The following is a 15,217-nucleotide window of genomic DNA, read 5'->3' on the forward strand; positions in this document are numbered from 1 at the left end:
GCGGCTTGACCCTCGACCTGGTCGAGGCCACAGAGTCCCGGGTATGGAGAGCGACCTGCGCAGCATCGGTGAACTGGCCCGTGACAGCGGCCTCGGCGTCAGCGCGCTGCGGTTCTACGACGGCGCCGACGTGCTCACCCCCGCCCGGGTCGACCCGCAGACCGGCTACCGCTGGTACGCGCCCGGTCAGCTCGCCGACGCCCGGCTGCTCTGCCGGCTCCGGCGGGTGGGCCTGCCGCTGGCCGACATCCGGGCGGTGCTCGGCGCGGAGCCCGGCTCCGGCGCGGCCCACCGGGTGGTCGACGCGCACCTGCGTCGGCTGGAGGCCGGCCTCGCCGACGCGCGCCGGGAGCTCTCCCTGATCCGCACACTGATCGACCAGAGGGAGAGTCCCATGACCGCCACCCCCGCCGCACACACCGTCACCGTCCCCGCCCGCGAACTGGCCGAGGCCCTGGGCGCGGTCCGCTTCGCGGTCGGCACCGACCCGGAACACCCGGTGCTGTCCGGCGTGCTGTTCGACCTGGACGGCGGACTGCTGCGGCTGGTCGCCACCGACCGGTACCGGATGGCGCTCGCCGAGGTGCCGCTGCCGGCCGCACCCGTGCCGGCGGCGCCGGACGCGTCCGCCCCGGGCGGGGTCCCGGTGGCCGAGATCGTGCCGACCGCCCTGGTCGACGGCATCCGCGCGCTGCTGGGCTCCGGTGCCGAGCAGGCCGAACTGACCCTCGGTGCCGGCCTGGTCCGGGTCGAGACCGGCGGGCACCGGATCGAGGGCGCCGCCCTCGACCACGACTACCCCGACTACCGGTCGCTGGTCCGGCTGGACCCGGTCCACCGGGTCGGCCTGCCCGCCGCCGAGCTGCGCGGCGCCGTCGAGTCCGGCGCCACCCGCAGCCTGCCCTCGGGCCCGCACGGCGAGGCCTGCGAGGTCACCGTGCTCACCATCGACCAGGACGGTCGGCTCACCGTCGCCGCCGACGACGACCAGGCCCCGGGGGACATCCGGGTGGCGGTCAACCGCGACTTCCTCCTCGACGCCCTCCCGGTCGCCGGCCCCGGGCAACTCGTCCTCGAACTCACCGGCCCCATCGCCCCCCTGGCCATCCGCACGGCCGGCCGTGACGGCACTTTCTCCATCCTGATGCCCATCCGGGTGCCCGACCTCGGCTGATCCGCCGATGCCGGCCGGGGCGGTTCGGTCGCTAGCCTCGGCCGGATGGTGAACACCGGCGGTTTCGACGCATCCCGGGCAGCCCTCGAACCCGCCGCGCGGCGCTGTCTCGAACTGGCCCACCGCACCGTGCGCACCGCCCTGGCCGGCGGTCCCCGCACGGCCCGCACCGCCCGCCTCGCCGCCCGACCCGGCGGCACATCCGCCGACTCCCTCCCCGTCCTCCTCACCCGACTCTGGCCCCGCATCACCCGGGCCGCCGGCTGACCCGGCCCCGGGCCGGCCGCGCGTCCTGCCCCGCTTCCCACCCGGCCTTGAGAGGATTGACGGAGCCCGTACGGACGACTACAGGGGTGGATCATGACCGTTCTGGTGCTCGGGGTACTGGCGCTCGCCGTCGGCGGGTGCGTCTGCGTGGTGTGGGCGGAACGCGGCGGGCCCCGATGGGTCTGCGCGGTGGCGGACGTGACGCTCGCCGCGGGTGAGCTGCTGCGCGTCGTGCGGAGGAGCCGGCGTCGGAGCCTCAAGCGTTCCGACAGCGGCCAGGACTGACGGAGCGCCTGCCGGCTCCCGCCGGTGACAGCCGGTTCGACCGCCTCGCAGCGCCGACGGGGCGGCGCACCCCGACGTGGTGTCGGGTGCGCCGCCCCGGAGCGGGACGATGCGCGGGGGTTGCGGTCCGCCGGCTGCCGGCCGGTCCTTCCGCCGCTACTTCGGGTCGCGGTTGAACAGCGACTTGGACCAGAAGTAGCCGAGCGCGGTCAGGCCGACGCACCAGGCGATCGCGAGCCAGCCGTTGTTGCCGATGCCGGTGCCGAGCAGCAGACCGCGCAGGGTCTCGATGGCGGGGGTGAAGGGCTGGTACTCGGCGACCGGCTGGAACCAGCCCGGCATCGCGTCGACCGGGACGAAGGCGCTGGACAGCAGCGGCAGGATCATCAGCGGCATCGCGTTGTTGCTGGCGGCCTCGGCGTTCGGGCTGGACAGGCCCATCCCGACCGCGATCCAGGTGAGCGCCAGGGCGACGAGCGTCAGCAGCCCGAACGCCGCCAGCCACTCCAGGGCGGTGGCGTCCGTGGACCGGAAGCCGATGGCCACCGCGACGGCCCCGACCAGGACCACGCTCATCATGCACTGCAGCACGCTGCCGAGGACGTGCCCGATGAGCACCGACCCGCGGTGGATCGCCATGGTGCGGAAGCGGGCGATGATGCCCTCGGTCATGTCGTTGGAGACGGACACCGCGCTGCCGATCGTGGTGCCGCCGATGGTCAGCAGCAGGATGCCCGGGACGAGGTACGCGAGGTACTGGGAGCGGTCCGCCCCGCCGGTCCCGATGCCGGCGCTCATCACGTCGCCGAAGACGTAGACGAAGAGCAGCAGCAGCATGACCGGCGTGAGCAGCAGGTTCAGCGTGAGGGAGGGGTAGCGCCGGGCGTGCAGGAGGTTGCGGCGCAGCATCGTGGTGGAGTCGCGCACGGCGAGGGAGAGGGTGCTCATCGGACGGTCTCCTCGGTCTGGTGGGGGACGTGGGCCGGGCCGGTGAGGGCGAAGAACACGTCGTCGAGGTCGGGGGTGTGGACGGTGAGTTCGTCGGCCTCGATGCCGGCGGAGTCCAGGGAGTCGAGGACGGTGCGCAGGTCGCGCTGGCTGCCGTCGCTGGGGATCCGCAGGGTCAGTGCCTGGTCGTCGCGGGTGCTCTCGGGCAGGGCGGTGGTGGCGCCGCGGTAGGCGGCCGGGTCGGTGAAGCGGAGGCGGACGTGTCCGCCGGGGATGAGCCGCTTGAGTTCTTCGGCGGTGCCCTCGGCGGCGATCCTGCCGTCGTTGAGCACGGCGATGCGGTCGGCGAGTTCGTCGGCCTCGTCCAGGTACTGGGTGGTGAGGAAGACGGTGACGCCGTCGGCGACGAGCTCGCGGATGATCCCCCACATGGTGTGGCGGGAGCGTGGGTCGAGGCCGGTGGTCGGCTCGTCGAGGAAGATGATCCGCGGGTTGCCGACCAGGGTCATGGCGATGTCCAGGCGGCGCTTCATGCCGCCGGAGTAGGTGGAGGCGGGCTTCTTCGCGGCGTCGGTGAGGTCGAAGCGTTCCAGCAGCTCGGCGGCGACCCGTCGCCCCTCGCGCCTGGACAGGTGGTGGAGGTCGGCCATGAGGAGCATGTTCTCCTCGCCGGTGATCAGGCCGTCGACGGCGGAGAACTGCCCGGTGACGCCGATCGCGGCCCGCACCCCGTCGGGTGAGGCGGCGACGTCGTGGCCCGCCACCTGGGCCTGACCGCCGTCGGCGCCGATGAGGGTGGAGAGGATCTTGACGACGGTGGTCTTGCCGGCGCCGTTCGGCCCGAGCAGCGCGAACACGGACCCGGCCGGGATGTACAGATCGATGCCGTCGAGGACGGTCTTGTCGCCGTAGGACTTGCACAGGCCGACGGCGGAGACGGCGGCGGGCACCTGCGGAGCGTCGCTCTGCCTGGGCGTGGGCATGACAGACGAAGGCATGGAGCCCTCCCGTTCGAAGACTGGCGTGACTGGGGTGGGTGGGGTCGAGGTCCGGTCTTCCGGGGTCAGGACTTGGCGCGGAGGATGTCGATGTTGCCGTACCGGGTTCGGGCGTGGACCTCGACGGTGTCCTCGGTGTCCGCCGGGGCCTCGGAGGTGGTGAGCGTGTTGCGCACCTGCCCGGAGCCCGAGCTGACGTCGAGCCAAGCGGCCGTGCCCTCGCGGACACCGACCTCGATGGCCCCGTAGGAGGTCTCCAGCTGGATCTTGCCGCGGGCCACGTCGCCCACGCGCAGGGTGCCGTGGGCGGTGGTCGCGGCGACCGAGCCCTCGGCGCGCCGGATCTCGATGTCCCCGTTGGCGCCGCTCACCCGCAGGTCGCCGATCGCGGCGGCGACGGTCGTCGTGCCGTGGGAGTTCTTCAGGACGGCGGTGCCCTCGACGACGCCGACGCGCAGGCTGCCGGAGCTGGTGGTGATCTCGGCCGGTCCCTCGACCCGGTCCACGGTGATCGAGCCGTGCGACGCGGTCAGCTGGAGCGGCCCGGTCGTGTCGAGGCGGACGTCACCGGAGGTGCTCTTCACCCGGACCTCGCCGAGCAGGCCCTCGCCGAGCACCTGGGTCCAGGCGCCGGTCATGTCGATGCGCGAGCCCGTGGGCAGCTCGACCGTCACGTCGACGATGCCGGGGCGGCGGAGCGAATTGCGCTGCTTCGGCGTCCTGACGGTCAGGGTGCCGCCGGCGTAGCTGACCTCGGTCTGGTCGGCGGCCCGTACGTCCTGGTCCTTCTTCGGGTCGCGGGGCCGCACCTCGACCACGGTGTCAGGGCGGTCCGCCGCGGTGAAGCGGATGGAGCCGGCCTCCACGTGGGCGGTGACGGCGATCGGGGCGGGAGTGTCGAAAGAAGGCATGGCTGTACCGTCCTCTTGGGTCTCAGTGGCGTCCCCGCTGGTGGGACGTGGTGGGTGAGTGACGTGGTGCCGGCGGGGGCGTGGCTAGCGCACCCAGCCCGTGATGCTCTGTCCGATGGTCTGGGTCTTCCCCGCCGTACGCGGACGCGTGCCGCCGTCGACCGCGGCCGACACGGCCCGCACCAGCCACGCGTTGACCGACAGGCCCTCGCGGCCCGCGGCCTCCTCGGCCCGCGCCTTGAGGTGGGCCGGCAGCCGCAGGTTGACGCGGGCGGTGCCACCCTCGTCGCCGTCGGCGGGCGCCGGCGCCTGGAGCGGCTCGACGGGCGCGGCCGGCTCCACGGGGGCGCCCCCGCCGGTGGCCGGTGATGTCACCACGAAGTCGGGGTCGAGCCCGCGCAGCCGTACGTCGACCGAGCCGGGGGCGAGTTCACGGGTGATCTCGTCCATCGCGGCGGAGAGCACGTTGAGCATGGTCAGCCGGGCCGCCGACTCCAGGGGGGCGGTGAGCCTCTCGGCCAGCTCGCGGGCTTCGTCACCGCCGGCTTCGGCGGCCACCGCGAGTTCGCGGCGGAGGGTGTCGATGTACGGGGTGAGGTCCATGACGCCATGATGGCACCATGATGGCTCCATGTGCAAGCCCCGTGGTGGCATCGCGGGGCCACCGTCCGGCGATACTGCTCTGAGCTGCGGAAATGTGATGGCATCTCGTCGAGTGGTGGTGGCGCCAGGCGTGTCGCCAGGGTCCTGGCGGCGCCGAGTGGTGCCACGTGGCACCGGATGGCGCCAAGCTGCGTCACTTCGCGCCGAGTGGTGCCACGGTGTCGCGGGGAGGCGCCCCGGCTCCCGTCGGCGCCGCGTTTGCTGCTGCTAGCACTCTGCTTGCATTTGCAAGCACGGTGGGGCAGGCTGGACGCATGGCCTCACTGAACGTCGGCTCGCTGGGCGAGTACATCCGCGAGCAGCGGCGGAACGCGCAGTACTCGCTGCGACAACTGGCGGAGGCCGCCGGCGTGTCCAACCCCTACCTCAGCCAGATCGAGCGAGGGTTGCGCAAGCCGAGCGCGGAGATCCTGCAACAGATCGCCAAGGCACTGCGGATCTCGGCGGAGACGCTGTACGTCCAGGCCGGGATCCTGGAGGAGCGGCGGGGTGAGGGCCTGGAGCTGCGGGCCTCGATCCTGGCCGATCCGCTGATCAATGAGCAGCAGAAGCAGGCGCTGCTCGCGGTCTACGACGCCTTCCTCAAGGAGAACGCCGCCCGTAAGGACACGGACGCGGCGCCCGACGACCCCGACGACCCCGACGACCCCTACGACCCCGAAGCCGACGGCCCGACGGCCGCCGGCCCGGCAACCTAGACCACGGGAGGACCGGTCATGCCGATCACGGACGAGATCAAGAAGACCCTGAGCGACCCGACGCCGCTCTACGCCCTCGCCGGCGCGGGCGACCTCGCCTACGAGAAGCTGCGCGAGGTGCCCGGCAAGGTCGAGGCCCTGGCGGCGGACCGCAAGGGCGCGCAGGACAAGGCGACCGCCAGGCTCCAGGAGGCGCAGGCCAGGCTGGTCGAGGCGCAGGCGAAGGTCGCGGGCACCGTGACCACCCTGCCCGCCGACCTCAAGGTGCTCCAGGAGAAGGCGCAGAGCTTCGCCCTCCAGCAGGTCGGCCGTGCGGTCGAGCTGGCGGTGAAGGCCAAGGAGGCCTACGACGAGCTGGCCGAGCGCGGCAAGGGTGTCGTCGAGCGGGGCGGTCCGGCCGACGCCGTCGAGCCCGGGGCGGAGCAGTCCGCGGCGGAGCCCGAGCCGGTCGACGCGGAGCCGGTCGACGCCGAACTGGTCGAGGACGACGAGCCGGCCGCCGAGCCCGCTCCGAAGAAGGCCGCCCGCGCCAAGAAGGCCGCCGAGTAGCGCCGTCACCGCCGCCATCCGGCGGGGAGCGGGCCGCCCGGGGCACATCCGGTGACCTCGGGACGTTGACACCGTGGCGGACGGTCCGCCGTGCCAGGATGGGCGGCGGCCGACACGCCGGAGCCGAGACGCAGAGGAGACCGCGATGGGCGGAGTGGCTCAGATCCTGGGCTTGGACTACCTGAACCCGTTCTGGTGGCTGGCCGTCGCCATCCTGGGCTTCAAGCTGTTCGCACTGGTCGACGCGGCCACCCGTCCGGAGGACGGCTACCGGGCGACGGACAAGAAGACCAAGGGATTCTGGCTGGCCGTCCTGGGCATCGCCTTCGGGCTCGACCTGCTGTTCGGGGCCAACTTCCTGACCAGCTTCCTGACCCTGGGTGGCCTGGTGGCCGCGATCGTCTACATGGTCGACGTGCGCCCGGCGATCCGGGAGCTGACGAACCGGGGCGGCGGCCGGGGCGACCAGCGCAACACGGGCCCGTACGGCCCCTGGTAGAGCGTACGGAGTGGCAGGCCGAGCCCCGGGTGCACGCGGACCGATCCGCGCGCACCGGGGCTCGCCGCTGTTCCCGCCTGGTGCCGGCCGTACTTCCTGGCGCCCGCTGGTGCCCGGCGGGGCACCTCAGCCCAGGATCAGCTGCACCGGGTTGCGTTCCAGCAGCAGCACCGCGACATCGTCCGTCAGTGCGCCGCCGTTCAGCTCCTCGACCTCGGCGATCGCGCTGTCGATGAGGCGGCCCCTGGTCAGCCCGGCGGACTGGTGGTCGCCCACGAGGTCGGCCAGCCCGTCCTGGCCGAGGCGGCGGGAGCCGGCGCCCACCCGACCCTCGATCAGCCCGTCGGTGTAGAGCAGCAGCCGCCAACCGGGGCGGAGTTCGAGCCGGTGCGCCGGCCAGACGGCCTGGCCGTCGTCGCAGGGCAGCAGGCCGAGCGCGGGGCCGGCCGGGTCGGCCGGCAGCGTCACCGGCTTGTGGTCAGTGCCGAGCAGCAGGGGAGCGGGGTGCCCGGCGAGGTAGAGCCGGGCGTGTTCGACGGCGCCGAGCGAGCCGGGTTCACCGGTCGCGCCGCCCGGTTCGATGACCAGCATGCAGAGCGTCGCGAAGATCTCGTCGCTGCGCCGCTCGTGCTCCAGGACGTGCTGAAGGGTGGTCAACAGCGCCTCGCCGGTGAGGCCGGCGAAGACCAGGGTGCGCCACGCTATCCGGAGCGCCACCCCGAGGGCCGCCTCGTCCGGGCCGTGGCCGCAGACGTCCCCGATCACCACGTGGACGGTGCCGTCGTCGGTGCGGACGGCGTCGTAGAAGTCGCCGCCGAGCAGCGCGCGGCGGCGGCCGGGGCGGTAGCGCCGGGTGAAGGAGAGCCCGGCGCCGTCCAGCAGTGGCGTGGGCAGCAGGTGGCGCTGAAGGCGGGCGTTCTCCTGGCCGCGCAGCTCGGCCTCGACCAGCCGGCGCTGTGACTCGTCGGCGCGCTTGCGCTCGACGGCGTACCGCAGGGCGCGGGCCAGCAGCGGACCGTCCGTCTCGTGCTTGATCAGGAAGTCCTGGGCCCCGGCGGCCACCGCGGCGGCTCCCAGTTCGGCGCCGGCGGCGTCGGTGAGCACCACGACGGCGGTGTGCGGGGCCCGCCGGAGCAGCTCGTGCAGGCCCTCCAGGCCGTCGGAGGCGTCCGAGGGGTGCGGCAGGTCGGCGGGGGCGGCCAGGTCGAGCAGCACACAGCTGAAACTGCCGGCCCGGGGCCGTCCGCGCCGGCTGCCCGAGGAACCGGCGGCCAGCAGTTCGGAGGCCTGCTCCAGCCCGCGGGCCCAGTGGATCTCGATCGGGGCGCCGCTGTCGGCGACGGCGGCCTTGAGCAACTGGGCGTCGGAGGCGTCGTCCTCGATCACCAGCAGCTTGAGCGGGGCGGCGGACGCCACGGTGGGGGAGGTGCCCCCCGGGGAGGCGTTCGACCGGGGATGGGGTATCGGCGGAGTCGCGGTGGCCGGAGCGGCCGACTGTTCGGCGGAGGCGGGCCGGTTGCGGGCGCGGTCGGAGAGGGCGCCGTCGAGGGCGCCCAACAGGTCCGCGGCACCAGGTGCCCGCCCGTCTCCCGTTGCGGGCATCGACTGATCCTCCTTTTCCCCGAGTGCGTAACGGTCGGCGCCCGTCCGCAGTGCCCGCCTGGCACTCTGCGCCGGGGAACTTCTCGCGACCATAACGTGACTCCGGGGATTTCTTCGGCCGCCCGGCGCCGTTGTGGCTCTTGCCACGCCGGTGGCGGTGCGACGGGTGGTGGGGTGACGGGTACGGGGGTGACAGTCGGAGCACGCGCCTGCGAGCTCCGGGACGGACGGCGGAGGGCGGACATGACGGTGACACGGATCACCCTGGTCGAGGGTGACATCACGGAACAGCAGGTGGACGCGGTGGTGAACGCCGCCAACTCCTCCCTGCTGGGAGGCGGTGGCGTGGACGGTGCGATCCACCGCAAGGGCGGGCCGCAGATCCTGGAGGACTGCCGAAGGCTTCGGGCCTCGCACTACGGCAAGGGGCTGCCCGCCGGGCGCGCGGTGGCGACCACGGCAGGGCGGCTGCCGGCCCGCTGGGTGGTCCACACGGTGGGGCCGGTCCATCTGGTGGAGGAGTACGACAAGAGGGCCGAGCAACTGGCCTCGTGCTACCGCGAGTCGCTCCGGGTGGCGGCGGAGCTCGGCGCACGCACGGTGGCCTTCCCGGCGGTGTCGGCCGGGGTGTACGGGTGGCCGCTGGAGGACGCGGCCCGGATCGCGCTCGGCACCGTCGCGGCCGCGAGGTCGGGGCCGGTGCGAGAGCTGGAGGAGGTGCGGTTCGTGCTGTTCGGGGCGGCGGCGTACCGGGCGTTCGAGCGGGAGTGGCGGGCTTTGGGGCTCGATGAGGAGCGGTCGCAGGGGCAGGAGTCGGAGGAGCCCGGGGGTCAGGAGCAGGAGGGCCGGTCGTGAGCCGCCGGGTCGGTCGCGAGTCGAAGGGGAGGGGCTGGAGCGAGTGAAACGCCGGGTCGGAAGGGTCGGAAGGACCGGACGCGAGGTGCCGGCCGAGTGCCCCCATCGTGGCGTGACGAGGCGTCAACACGCCAGAGGTATTCGATAACTCGTTCGAGTGAATCCCCGGGTTCGCTCACCCGCTCCTGCCCGGACGGGGGCCGCGCCCGGGGGGCGGCTACGGGGCGAGCGCCGTCCAGGGGACGGTGACCTCGCCCTGGCGCCACCGTCCGCGCGCGTCCACCAGCGGCCAGCTGCCCGCCAGCGCCGTGCACGCGGCCACCCAGCGCTGTCGGGCGCCGAACGCCCCGTACGGCGCCGCCGCCGCCCAGGCGCGGTCGAAGTCGGCGAGGAAGGCGTGCACCGGCCGGCCCGGCACGTTGTGGTGGATCAGTGCCTTGGGCAGCCGTTCGGCGAGGTCGGAGGGGAGCCCGAGGCCGCCCAGCCGGGCCGCGAAGGTCACCGTACGGGGGCCCTCCGGCCCGAGCGCGACCCAGACGTGCCGGCGCCCGATCTCGTCGCACGTCCCCTCGACCAGCAGCCCGTCCGGTGCCAGCCGGGCCCGGAGCCGGTCCCAGACCCCGGCCACCGCCGACTCGTCGTACTGCCGCAGCACGTTGGCGGCCCGGATCAGCTGGGCCGGCGCACCGCCGTCCAGGGGCACCTCGAAGCCGCCGCGCCGGAAGGTGAGCAGCGGCGGTTCGGCGTACGGCAGCGCCGCCGCGACCCGCTCCGGCTCGATCTCGATCCCCACCACCCGGACGTCCGGCCGCACCGTCCGCAGCCGCCCGGCGAGCTCGACGGCCGTCCACGGCGCGGCGCCGTAGCCGAGGTCGACGGCGACCGGCGGCCGGTCGGCGGACCGAAGCGCGGGCCCCAGCGCGTGGGCGATCCAGCGGTCCATCCGGCGCAGCCGGTTGGTGTTGGTGGTCCCCCGCGTCACGGTCCCCACCGGACGCCCGGCCCGCCCGCGGGCGGGCGCGGTCGCGGAGTCGAAGAAGGCGGCCATGCCCAGAAGCGTACGGGGAGCCCCCGGCCGCACCGCACCGCCACCCGCACGTGCCACCCCGCCCGCGCCGGCCGGGCCCCCGCCCGCTCCGCCGCGCGCCCCGCCACACCTCCCGACACCACCCGCGCCCTGGTCCGCCCCGGCGCACCGGCCCGCTTCCCACCACCTCGGCCCGCCTCCCGCCACCCCTCCCCACCACCGCCCACCTCCAGGTCCCCACCCGTGGGCCATCTCATGGGCCGGGACGGGAATGCCGGTCGATGACCACGTGGTTGGCACACTGGTGGTGGTGCACGCCCGGACGGGGCAGCACGCCGCCGCATCACCACCGTGACGCGGCGGTGCGGCGTGGGCGGCAGCGCACACACCGAACAGCAGGCAGGCAAGCAGGCTGCAGAGACGGGCAGCACAGAGGAGGCTTCAGCCAGGTGATCCAGCATCCCGTCCGTCCGGTACGCCGTGCCCAGCCGACTCCGCCCGTGCGGGGTCGGCTCCAGTCGCTCGTCCCGGGCCGCCAGCGCCGTCCGCGCCGGATAGCCATGCTCAGCGTCCACACCTCCCCGCTGCACCAGCCCGGCACCGGTGACGCGGGCGGGATGAACGTCTACATCGTGGAGCTGGCCAAGCGCCTCGCCGAGCTCGACATCGAGGTCGAGGTCTTCACCCGGGCGATCTGCTCGGACGACGCGCCCACCGTCGAGCTGGCCCCCGGCGTCCTGGTGCGCCACGTCACCGCCGGCCCGTACGAGGGCCTGGTCAAGGAGGACCTCCCGGCCCAGCTCTGCGCCTTCACCCACGGCGTGCTGCGCACCGAGGCCGGCCACCGCCCCGGCCACTACGACCTGGTGCACTCGCACTACTGGCTCTCCGGCCAGGTCGGCTGGCTGGCCGCCCAGCGCTGGGGCGTGCCGCTGGTGCACACCATGCACACCATGGCGAAGGTCAAGAACGCCGCGCTGGCCGAGGGCGACACCCCTGAGCCGGCCGCCCGGGTGATCGGCGAGACGCAGGTGGTGGAGGCCGCCGACCGGCTGATCGCCAACACCACCGAGGAGGCCGCCGAGCTGGCCCTGCACTACGCGGCCCGCCCCGACCAGCTCGCCGTCGTCCACCCGGGCGTCAACCTGGACGTCTTCCGTCCCGGCGCCGCGGGCACGCGCGCCGCCGCACGGGCCCGGCTCGGTCTGCCGCAGGACGCCGCCGTGCTGCTGTTCGCCGGCCGGATACAGCCGCTGAAGGCGCCGGACGTGCTGCTCCGGGCGGTCGCGGCGCTGCTGGAGAGGCGACCGCAGCTGCGCGAGCGGCTGGTGGTCCCGGTGGTCGGCGGACCGTCCGGCACCGGCCTGGCCAAGCCGGAGAGCCTGCACAAGCTCGCCGCCCAGCTGGGCATCGGCGACGTCGTCCGGTTCCACCGGCCGGTCGGTCAGGCCCTGCTCGCCGAGTGGTACCGCGCGGCGACGGCGCTGGTGATGCCCTCGTACAGCGAGTCCTTCGGGCTGGTCGCGCTGGAGGCGCAGGCCTGCGGCACTCCGGTGGTGGCGGCCGCGGTGGGCGGCCTGCCGGTCGCCGTCCAGGACGGTGTGACCGGCACGCTGGTCCGCGGCCACGATCCGCAGGACTGGTCGCACGCGCTGGAGCCCTACGTCACCCAGCCGGCGCTGGTCGCCCGGCGGGGCGAGGCGGCGGCCCGGCACGCCGCCGGATTCGGCTGGGACACCGCGGCGGCGACCATGGCCGAGGTGTACGCCGGCAGTCTGGCCCGCCCGGCGGGCCGGCTCACCGGATCCCGGCTCCGTCTGGCCTGAGCGCACCGCCGACGCGGATCCGCCACGGATCCGCGGCAGGGCCCGGGCCGGTCCGCTGCTGCGCGCCACCGGTACCGCCGAGTAACGTCACCCCCATGGCAATCCGCACCAAGGACGAGGCCCTCACCCTCCTGCGCGCCGCCCTGGACGAGGCCGGGGTGGCCTGGGAGCCGGCCACCACCGACCCGTACACCCTGGTGGCGACCCTCCCGGGCACCCGCAAGCTGAGCACCACCTGCGCCCTCCGGGTCGGCGACCACACCCTCTCGGTGAACGCCTTCGTGATCCGCCGCCCGGACGAGAACCACGAGGGCGTCTACCGCTGGCTGCTGGAGCGCAACACCCGGCTGTACGGCGTCGCCTACGCGATCGACCCGCTCGGCGACGTCTACCTGGCCGGCCGGCTGCCGCTGGAGGCGCTCACCGCGGACTCCGTCGACCGGTTGCTCGGGACGGTGCTGGAGAGCGCCGACGAGCCGTTCAACACGCTGCTGGAGCTGGGCTTCGCCTCGGCGATCCGGCGCGAGTGGGAGTGGCGCACCAAGCGCGGCGAGTCCACCCGCAACCTGGCCGCCTTCGCGCACCTCGCCGCGCCGACGGCGCAGCAGTAGCGGCCCGGGCCCGGTTCATCGGGCACCGGACCGCGCTCCGCCTCAGGAACCGGCCGGGGCCTCCACCGGGGCCTTCGCCGACACGTCGACCGCCGCCGCCGGTGTCCGCCGCGCCGGCACGCCGGCCGTCGCCGCGCCCGGGCGCCGTCCGAGCAGCACGTACCCGCTCGCCGCGACGGTGCCGCAGACCGCGCAGGCGCCCCACATCGCCGCGCTGCCGGCCCGCTCCAGCAGCACCCCGCCGACCGCCGGGCCGAGGAACGAGGCGAGCGACCAGGAGAGCGAGTAGACCCCTTGGTAGCGGCCGCGCGCGTGGGTCGGCGACAGCTCCGCGACCAGGCCCATCATGGTCGGCGCGTTCAGGATCTCGCCGATCGTCCAGACCGCCACCGTGAACGCGTAGAACCACGCGGACGAGCCGGCGAGCGCGGTCAGCCCGAAGCCCCAGCCGATGAACAGCGCGCTGGCGACCAGGAGCGCCGTCCGGTTGCGCCCCTCCATCCACCGGGTGAGCGGGATCTGCAGCACCACGATCAGCAGCCCGTTGAGGCCGATGACCAGGCCGTACTGGGTCGCGGTGATGCCGTTGCGGCCCATGTCCACGGCGAGGGTGGTGCTGCCCTGCTGGGCGACCAGGGCGAGCAGCAGGTTGAGTGCCACGACCGCCATGAAACGGCTGTCCCGGAAGACCGTGCCCAGGCCGACCGCGGGCTCGTTCGCCCGGGCCGCCGGGGCGTCCGGCTTGGTCTCGGGGATCCGGACGAAGATCACCACCGCGCAGACCAGCGTGGAGAGCGCGTCCAGCAGGAAGAGCGTGAGGTAGCCGTGGGTGGCGATCAGGCCGGCGGCGGCCGCCGAGAGGCCGAAGCCGATGTTGATCGCCCAGTAGTTCAGCGAGTAGGCGCGGACCCGGTCCTCGGCCGGCACGATGTCGGCGATGATCGCGGAGGTGGCCGGGCGGGTCGCGTTGTTGCAGAAGCCGACCAGGAAGGCGACCGCGGCGATCGCCACCTGGCCGTCGGTGAAGCCCAGCACCGCGGTGAAGAGCGCGGTGCCGAGCTGCGCGGCGACCAGGGTCGGACGCCGCCCGATCCGGTCGGTCAGCACACCGGCGACGATCGCCGCGATCGCCGATCCGAGGCCGAAGAGCGAGGCGACCAGGCCCGCGTACGAGGCCGAGTACCCCCGCTCGGTCGTCAAATAGAGTGCCAGGAACGTGACGACGAACGCGCCGAGCTTGTTGATCAGGGTCGACGTCCAGAGCCACCAGAACTGCCGGGGCAGCCCGCCCACCGTCTCGCTCGCGACTCTTCTCATGCGGTCAGGAAGGGGCGAATCGGGCATGTGGGGGCTCCCGGGCGGCAGGCGTCCCGCTGAGCGGACCGGCAGGTCCGCGCTGCGGTGAGGTAAGTGTCACTAAGGCGATGCACACATTACACATGGGCTCGGGTCCCGACCAGCCATTTAGTGGCCTCCATTAAGCTGGGGGCCATGGCTGACACGACGTACCGACTCATCCTCCTCCGCCACGGCGAGAGCCAGTGGAACCAGAAGAACCTGTTCACCGGTTGGGTCGACGTCGACCTCAACGAGAAGGGCGAGAAGGAGGCCGCACGTGGTGGCGAGCTCCTCGCCGCCGAGGGCCTCTTCCCCGATGTGGTGCACACCTCGCTGCTGCGCCGGGCGATCCGCACCTCGCAGATCGCCCTGGACAAGGCCGACCGCCACTGGATCCCGGTCAGCCGCAGCTGGCGTCTGAACGAGCGCCACTACGGCGCCCTCCAGGGCAAGGACAAGGCCCAGACCCTGGCCGAGTTCGGCGAGGAGCAGTTCCAGCTCTGGCGCCGCTCGTACGACACCCCGCCGCCGGCGCTGGCCGACGACGCCGAGTACTCCCAGGCCGGTGAGGCCCGCTACGCCGACATCCCGAGCGAGCTGCGCCCGAACACCGAGTGCCTCAAGGACGTCGTCGACCGGATGCTCCCGTACTGGTACGACGCCATCGTCCCGGACCTCGCCGCCGGCAAGACCGTCCTGGTGACCGCCCACGGCAACAGCCTGCGCGCGCTGGTCAAGCACCTCGACGGCATCTCCGACGAGGACATCGCCGGCCTCAACATCCCGACCGGCATCCCCCTGGTCTACGAGCTGGACGCCGACTTCAAGCCGGTCGCCAAGGGCGGCCGCTACCTCGACGCGGACGCCGCCGCGGCCGCCATCGAGGCCGTCAAGAACCAGGGCAAGAAGTAAGCCCGAGCGGTTCGACCACGGCGACGGCCCCGCCTCCCCGATACGGGGGAGGCG

The 15,217-nt window shown here is 73.7% G+C and carries 17 protein-coding genes; 10 read left to right on the plus strand and 7 right to left on the minus strand.

Translation table 11 applies throughout. The features are described from left to right. The first annotated feature begins 43 nt into the window (after positions 1–43). From ACFVYI_RS27695 to ACFVYI_RS27705, 3 genes are all read left to right on the plus strand, one after another. Positions 44–1,174, plus strand: coding sequence for a MerR family transcriptional regulator (locus ACFVYI_RS27695; RefSeq protein WP_387890413.1), 1,131 nt, complete (start codon positions 44–46; stop codon positions 1,172–1,174). Positions 1,175–1,219: 45 nt separating this feature from the next. Further along, positions 1,220–1,441 (plus strand): hypothetical protein, encoded by a 222-nt coding sequence (locus tag ACFVYI_RS27700; protein WP_387890416.1) that lies wholly within the window; start codon positions 1,220–1,222, stop codon positions 1,439–1,441. A 93-nt stretch (positions 1,442–1,534) separates the two neighbouring features. Next, the gene (locus ACFVYI_RS27705) at positions 1,535–1,726 is read left to right on the plus strand and encodes a hypothetical protein (protein WP_387890418.1); all 192 of its coding nucleotides are present in this window, start codon (positions 1,535–1,537) and stop codon (positions 1,724–1,726) included. 156 nt (positions 1,727–1,882) lie between these two features. Here ACFVYI_RS27705 and ACFVYI_RS27710 read toward each other — a convergent pair whose 3' ends face one another. The 4 genes from ACFVYI_RS27710 to ACFVYI_RS27725 form a co-directional block, all read right to left on the minus strand. Further along, the gene (locus ACFVYI_RS27710; RefSeq protein WP_387890421.1) at positions 1,883–2,674 is read right to left on the minus strand and encodes an ABC transporter permease; all 792 of its coding nucleotides are present in this window, start codon (positions 2,672–2,674) and stop codon (positions 1,883–1,885) included. After that, on the minus strand, positions 2,671–3,672 hold the full coding sequence (locus ACFVYI_RS27715; protein ID WP_387890423.1) for an ATP-binding cassette domain-containing protein: 1,002 nt from the start codon (positions 3,670–3,672) through the stop codon (positions 2,671–2,673). The genes ACFVYI_RS27710 and ACFVYI_RS27715 overlap by 4 nt, the downstream gene beginning before the upstream one ends. 65 nt (positions 3,673–3,737) lie before the next feature. Further along, on the minus strand, positions 3,738–4,583 hold the full coding sequence (locus ACFVYI_RS27720) for a DUF4097 domain-containing protein (RefSeq protein ID WP_387890426.1): 846 nt from the start codon (positions 4,581–4,583) through the stop codon (positions 3,738–3,740). An 84-nt stretch (positions 4,584–4,667) separates the two neighbouring features. Next, on the minus strand, positions 4,668–5,186 hold the full coding sequence (locus ACFVYI_RS27725) for a hypothetical protein (protein WP_387890428.1): 519 nt from the start codon (positions 5,184–5,186) through the stop codon (positions 4,668–4,670). Positions 5,187–5,500: 314 nt separating this feature from the next. On the opposite strand from ACFVYI_RS27725, the gene ACFVYI_RS27730 reads away from it, so the two are divergent. From ACFVYI_RS27730 to ACFVYI_RS27740, 3 genes are all read left to right on the plus strand, one after another. Beyond that, positions 5,501–5,944, plus strand: a complete 444-nt coding sequence (locus tag ACFVYI_RS27730; protein ID WP_387890431.1) for a helix-turn-helix domain-containing protein — start codon at positions 5,501–5,503, stop codon at positions 5,942–5,944. 18 nt (positions 5,945–5,962) lie between these two features. After that, the gene (locus ACFVYI_RS27735; protein ID WP_387890433.1) at positions 5,963–6,493 is read left to right on the plus strand and encodes a hypothetical protein; all 531 of its coding nucleotides are present in this window, start codon (positions 5,963–5,965) and stop codon (positions 6,491–6,493) included. Between the two features lie 145 nt (positions 6,494–6,638). Beyond that, positions 6,639–6,992 (plus strand): DUF2516 family protein, encoded by a 354-nt coding sequence (locus ACFVYI_RS27740; RefSeq protein WP_387890435.1) that lies wholly within the window; start codon positions 6,639–6,641, stop codon positions 6,990–6,992. A 126-nt stretch (positions 6,993–7,118) separates the two neighbouring features. Here the strand turns inward: ACFVYI_RS27740 and ACFVYI_RS27745 are convergent, their stop codons facing one another. Beyond that, the gene (locus ACFVYI_RS27745; protein WP_387890438.1) at positions 7,119–8,594 is read right to left on the minus strand and encodes a PP2C family protein-serine/threonine phosphatase; all 1,476 of its coding nucleotides are present in this window, start codon (positions 8,592–8,594) and stop codon (positions 7,119–7,121) included. A gap of 243 nt (positions 8,595–8,837) precedes the next feature. Here ACFVYI_RS27745 and ACFVYI_RS27750 point away from each other — a divergent pair, with 243 nt between their 5' ends. Beyond that, positions 8,838–9,449, plus strand: a complete 612-nt coding sequence (locus tag ACFVYI_RS27750; RefSeq protein ID WP_387890440.1) for an O-acetyl-ADP-ribose deacetylase — start codon at positions 8,838–8,840, stop codon at positions 9,447–9,449. Positions 9,450–9,666: 217 nt separating this feature from the next. Here the strand turns inward: ACFVYI_RS27750 and ACFVYI_RS27755 are convergent, their stop codons facing one another. After that, positions 9,667–10,497 (minus strand): class I SAM-dependent methyltransferase, encoded by an 831-nt coding sequence (locus ACFVYI_RS27755; protein WP_387890443.1) that lies wholly within the window; start codon positions 10,495–10,497, stop codon positions 9,667–9,669. 479 nt (positions 10,498–10,976) lie between these two features. On the opposite strand from ACFVYI_RS27755, the gene mshA reads away from it, so the two are divergent. Together mshA and ACFVYI_RS27765 are read left to right on the plus strand one after the other, a co-directional pair. Further along, on the plus strand, positions 10,977–12,302 hold the full coding sequence (gene mshA, locus ACFVYI_RS27760; RefSeq protein ID WP_387890453.1) for a D-inositol-3-phosphate glycosyltransferase: 1,326 nt from the start codon (positions 10,977–10,979) through the stop codon (positions 12,300–12,302). A 95-nt stretch (positions 12,303–12,397) separates the two neighbouring features. Continuing rightward, positions 12,398–12,913, plus strand: coding sequence for a YbjN domain-containing protein (locus ACFVYI_RS27765; protein ID WP_387890446.1), 516 nt, complete (start codon positions 12,398–12,400; stop codon positions 12,911–12,913). 42 nt (positions 12,914–12,955) lie between these two features. Here ACFVYI_RS27765 and ACFVYI_RS27770 read toward each other — a convergent pair whose 3' ends face one another. Further along, the gene (locus ACFVYI_RS27770; RefSeq protein ID WP_387890448.1) at positions 12,956–14,230 is read right to left on the minus strand and encodes an MDR family MFS transporter; all 1,275 of its coding nucleotides are present in this window, start codon (positions 14,228–14,230) and stop codon (positions 12,956–12,958) included. A gap of 174 nt (positions 14,231–14,404) precedes the next feature. Here ACFVYI_RS27770 and ACFVYI_RS27775 point away from each other — a divergent pair, with 174 nt between their 5' ends. Beyond that, on the plus strand, positions 14,405–15,163 hold the full coding sequence (locus ACFVYI_RS27775; protein WP_360634331.1) for a phosphoglyceromutase: 759 nt from the start codon (positions 14,405–14,407) through the stop codon (positions 15,161–15,163). Positions 15,164–15,217: the final 54 nt, after the last annotated feature.

Origin of the sequence: Kitasatospora sp. NPDC058218, assembly GCF_042882445.1 — a bacterium.
Taxonomy (GTDB): domain Bacteria; phylum Actinomycetota; class Actinomycetes; order Streptomycetales; family Streptomycetaceae; genus Kitasatospora.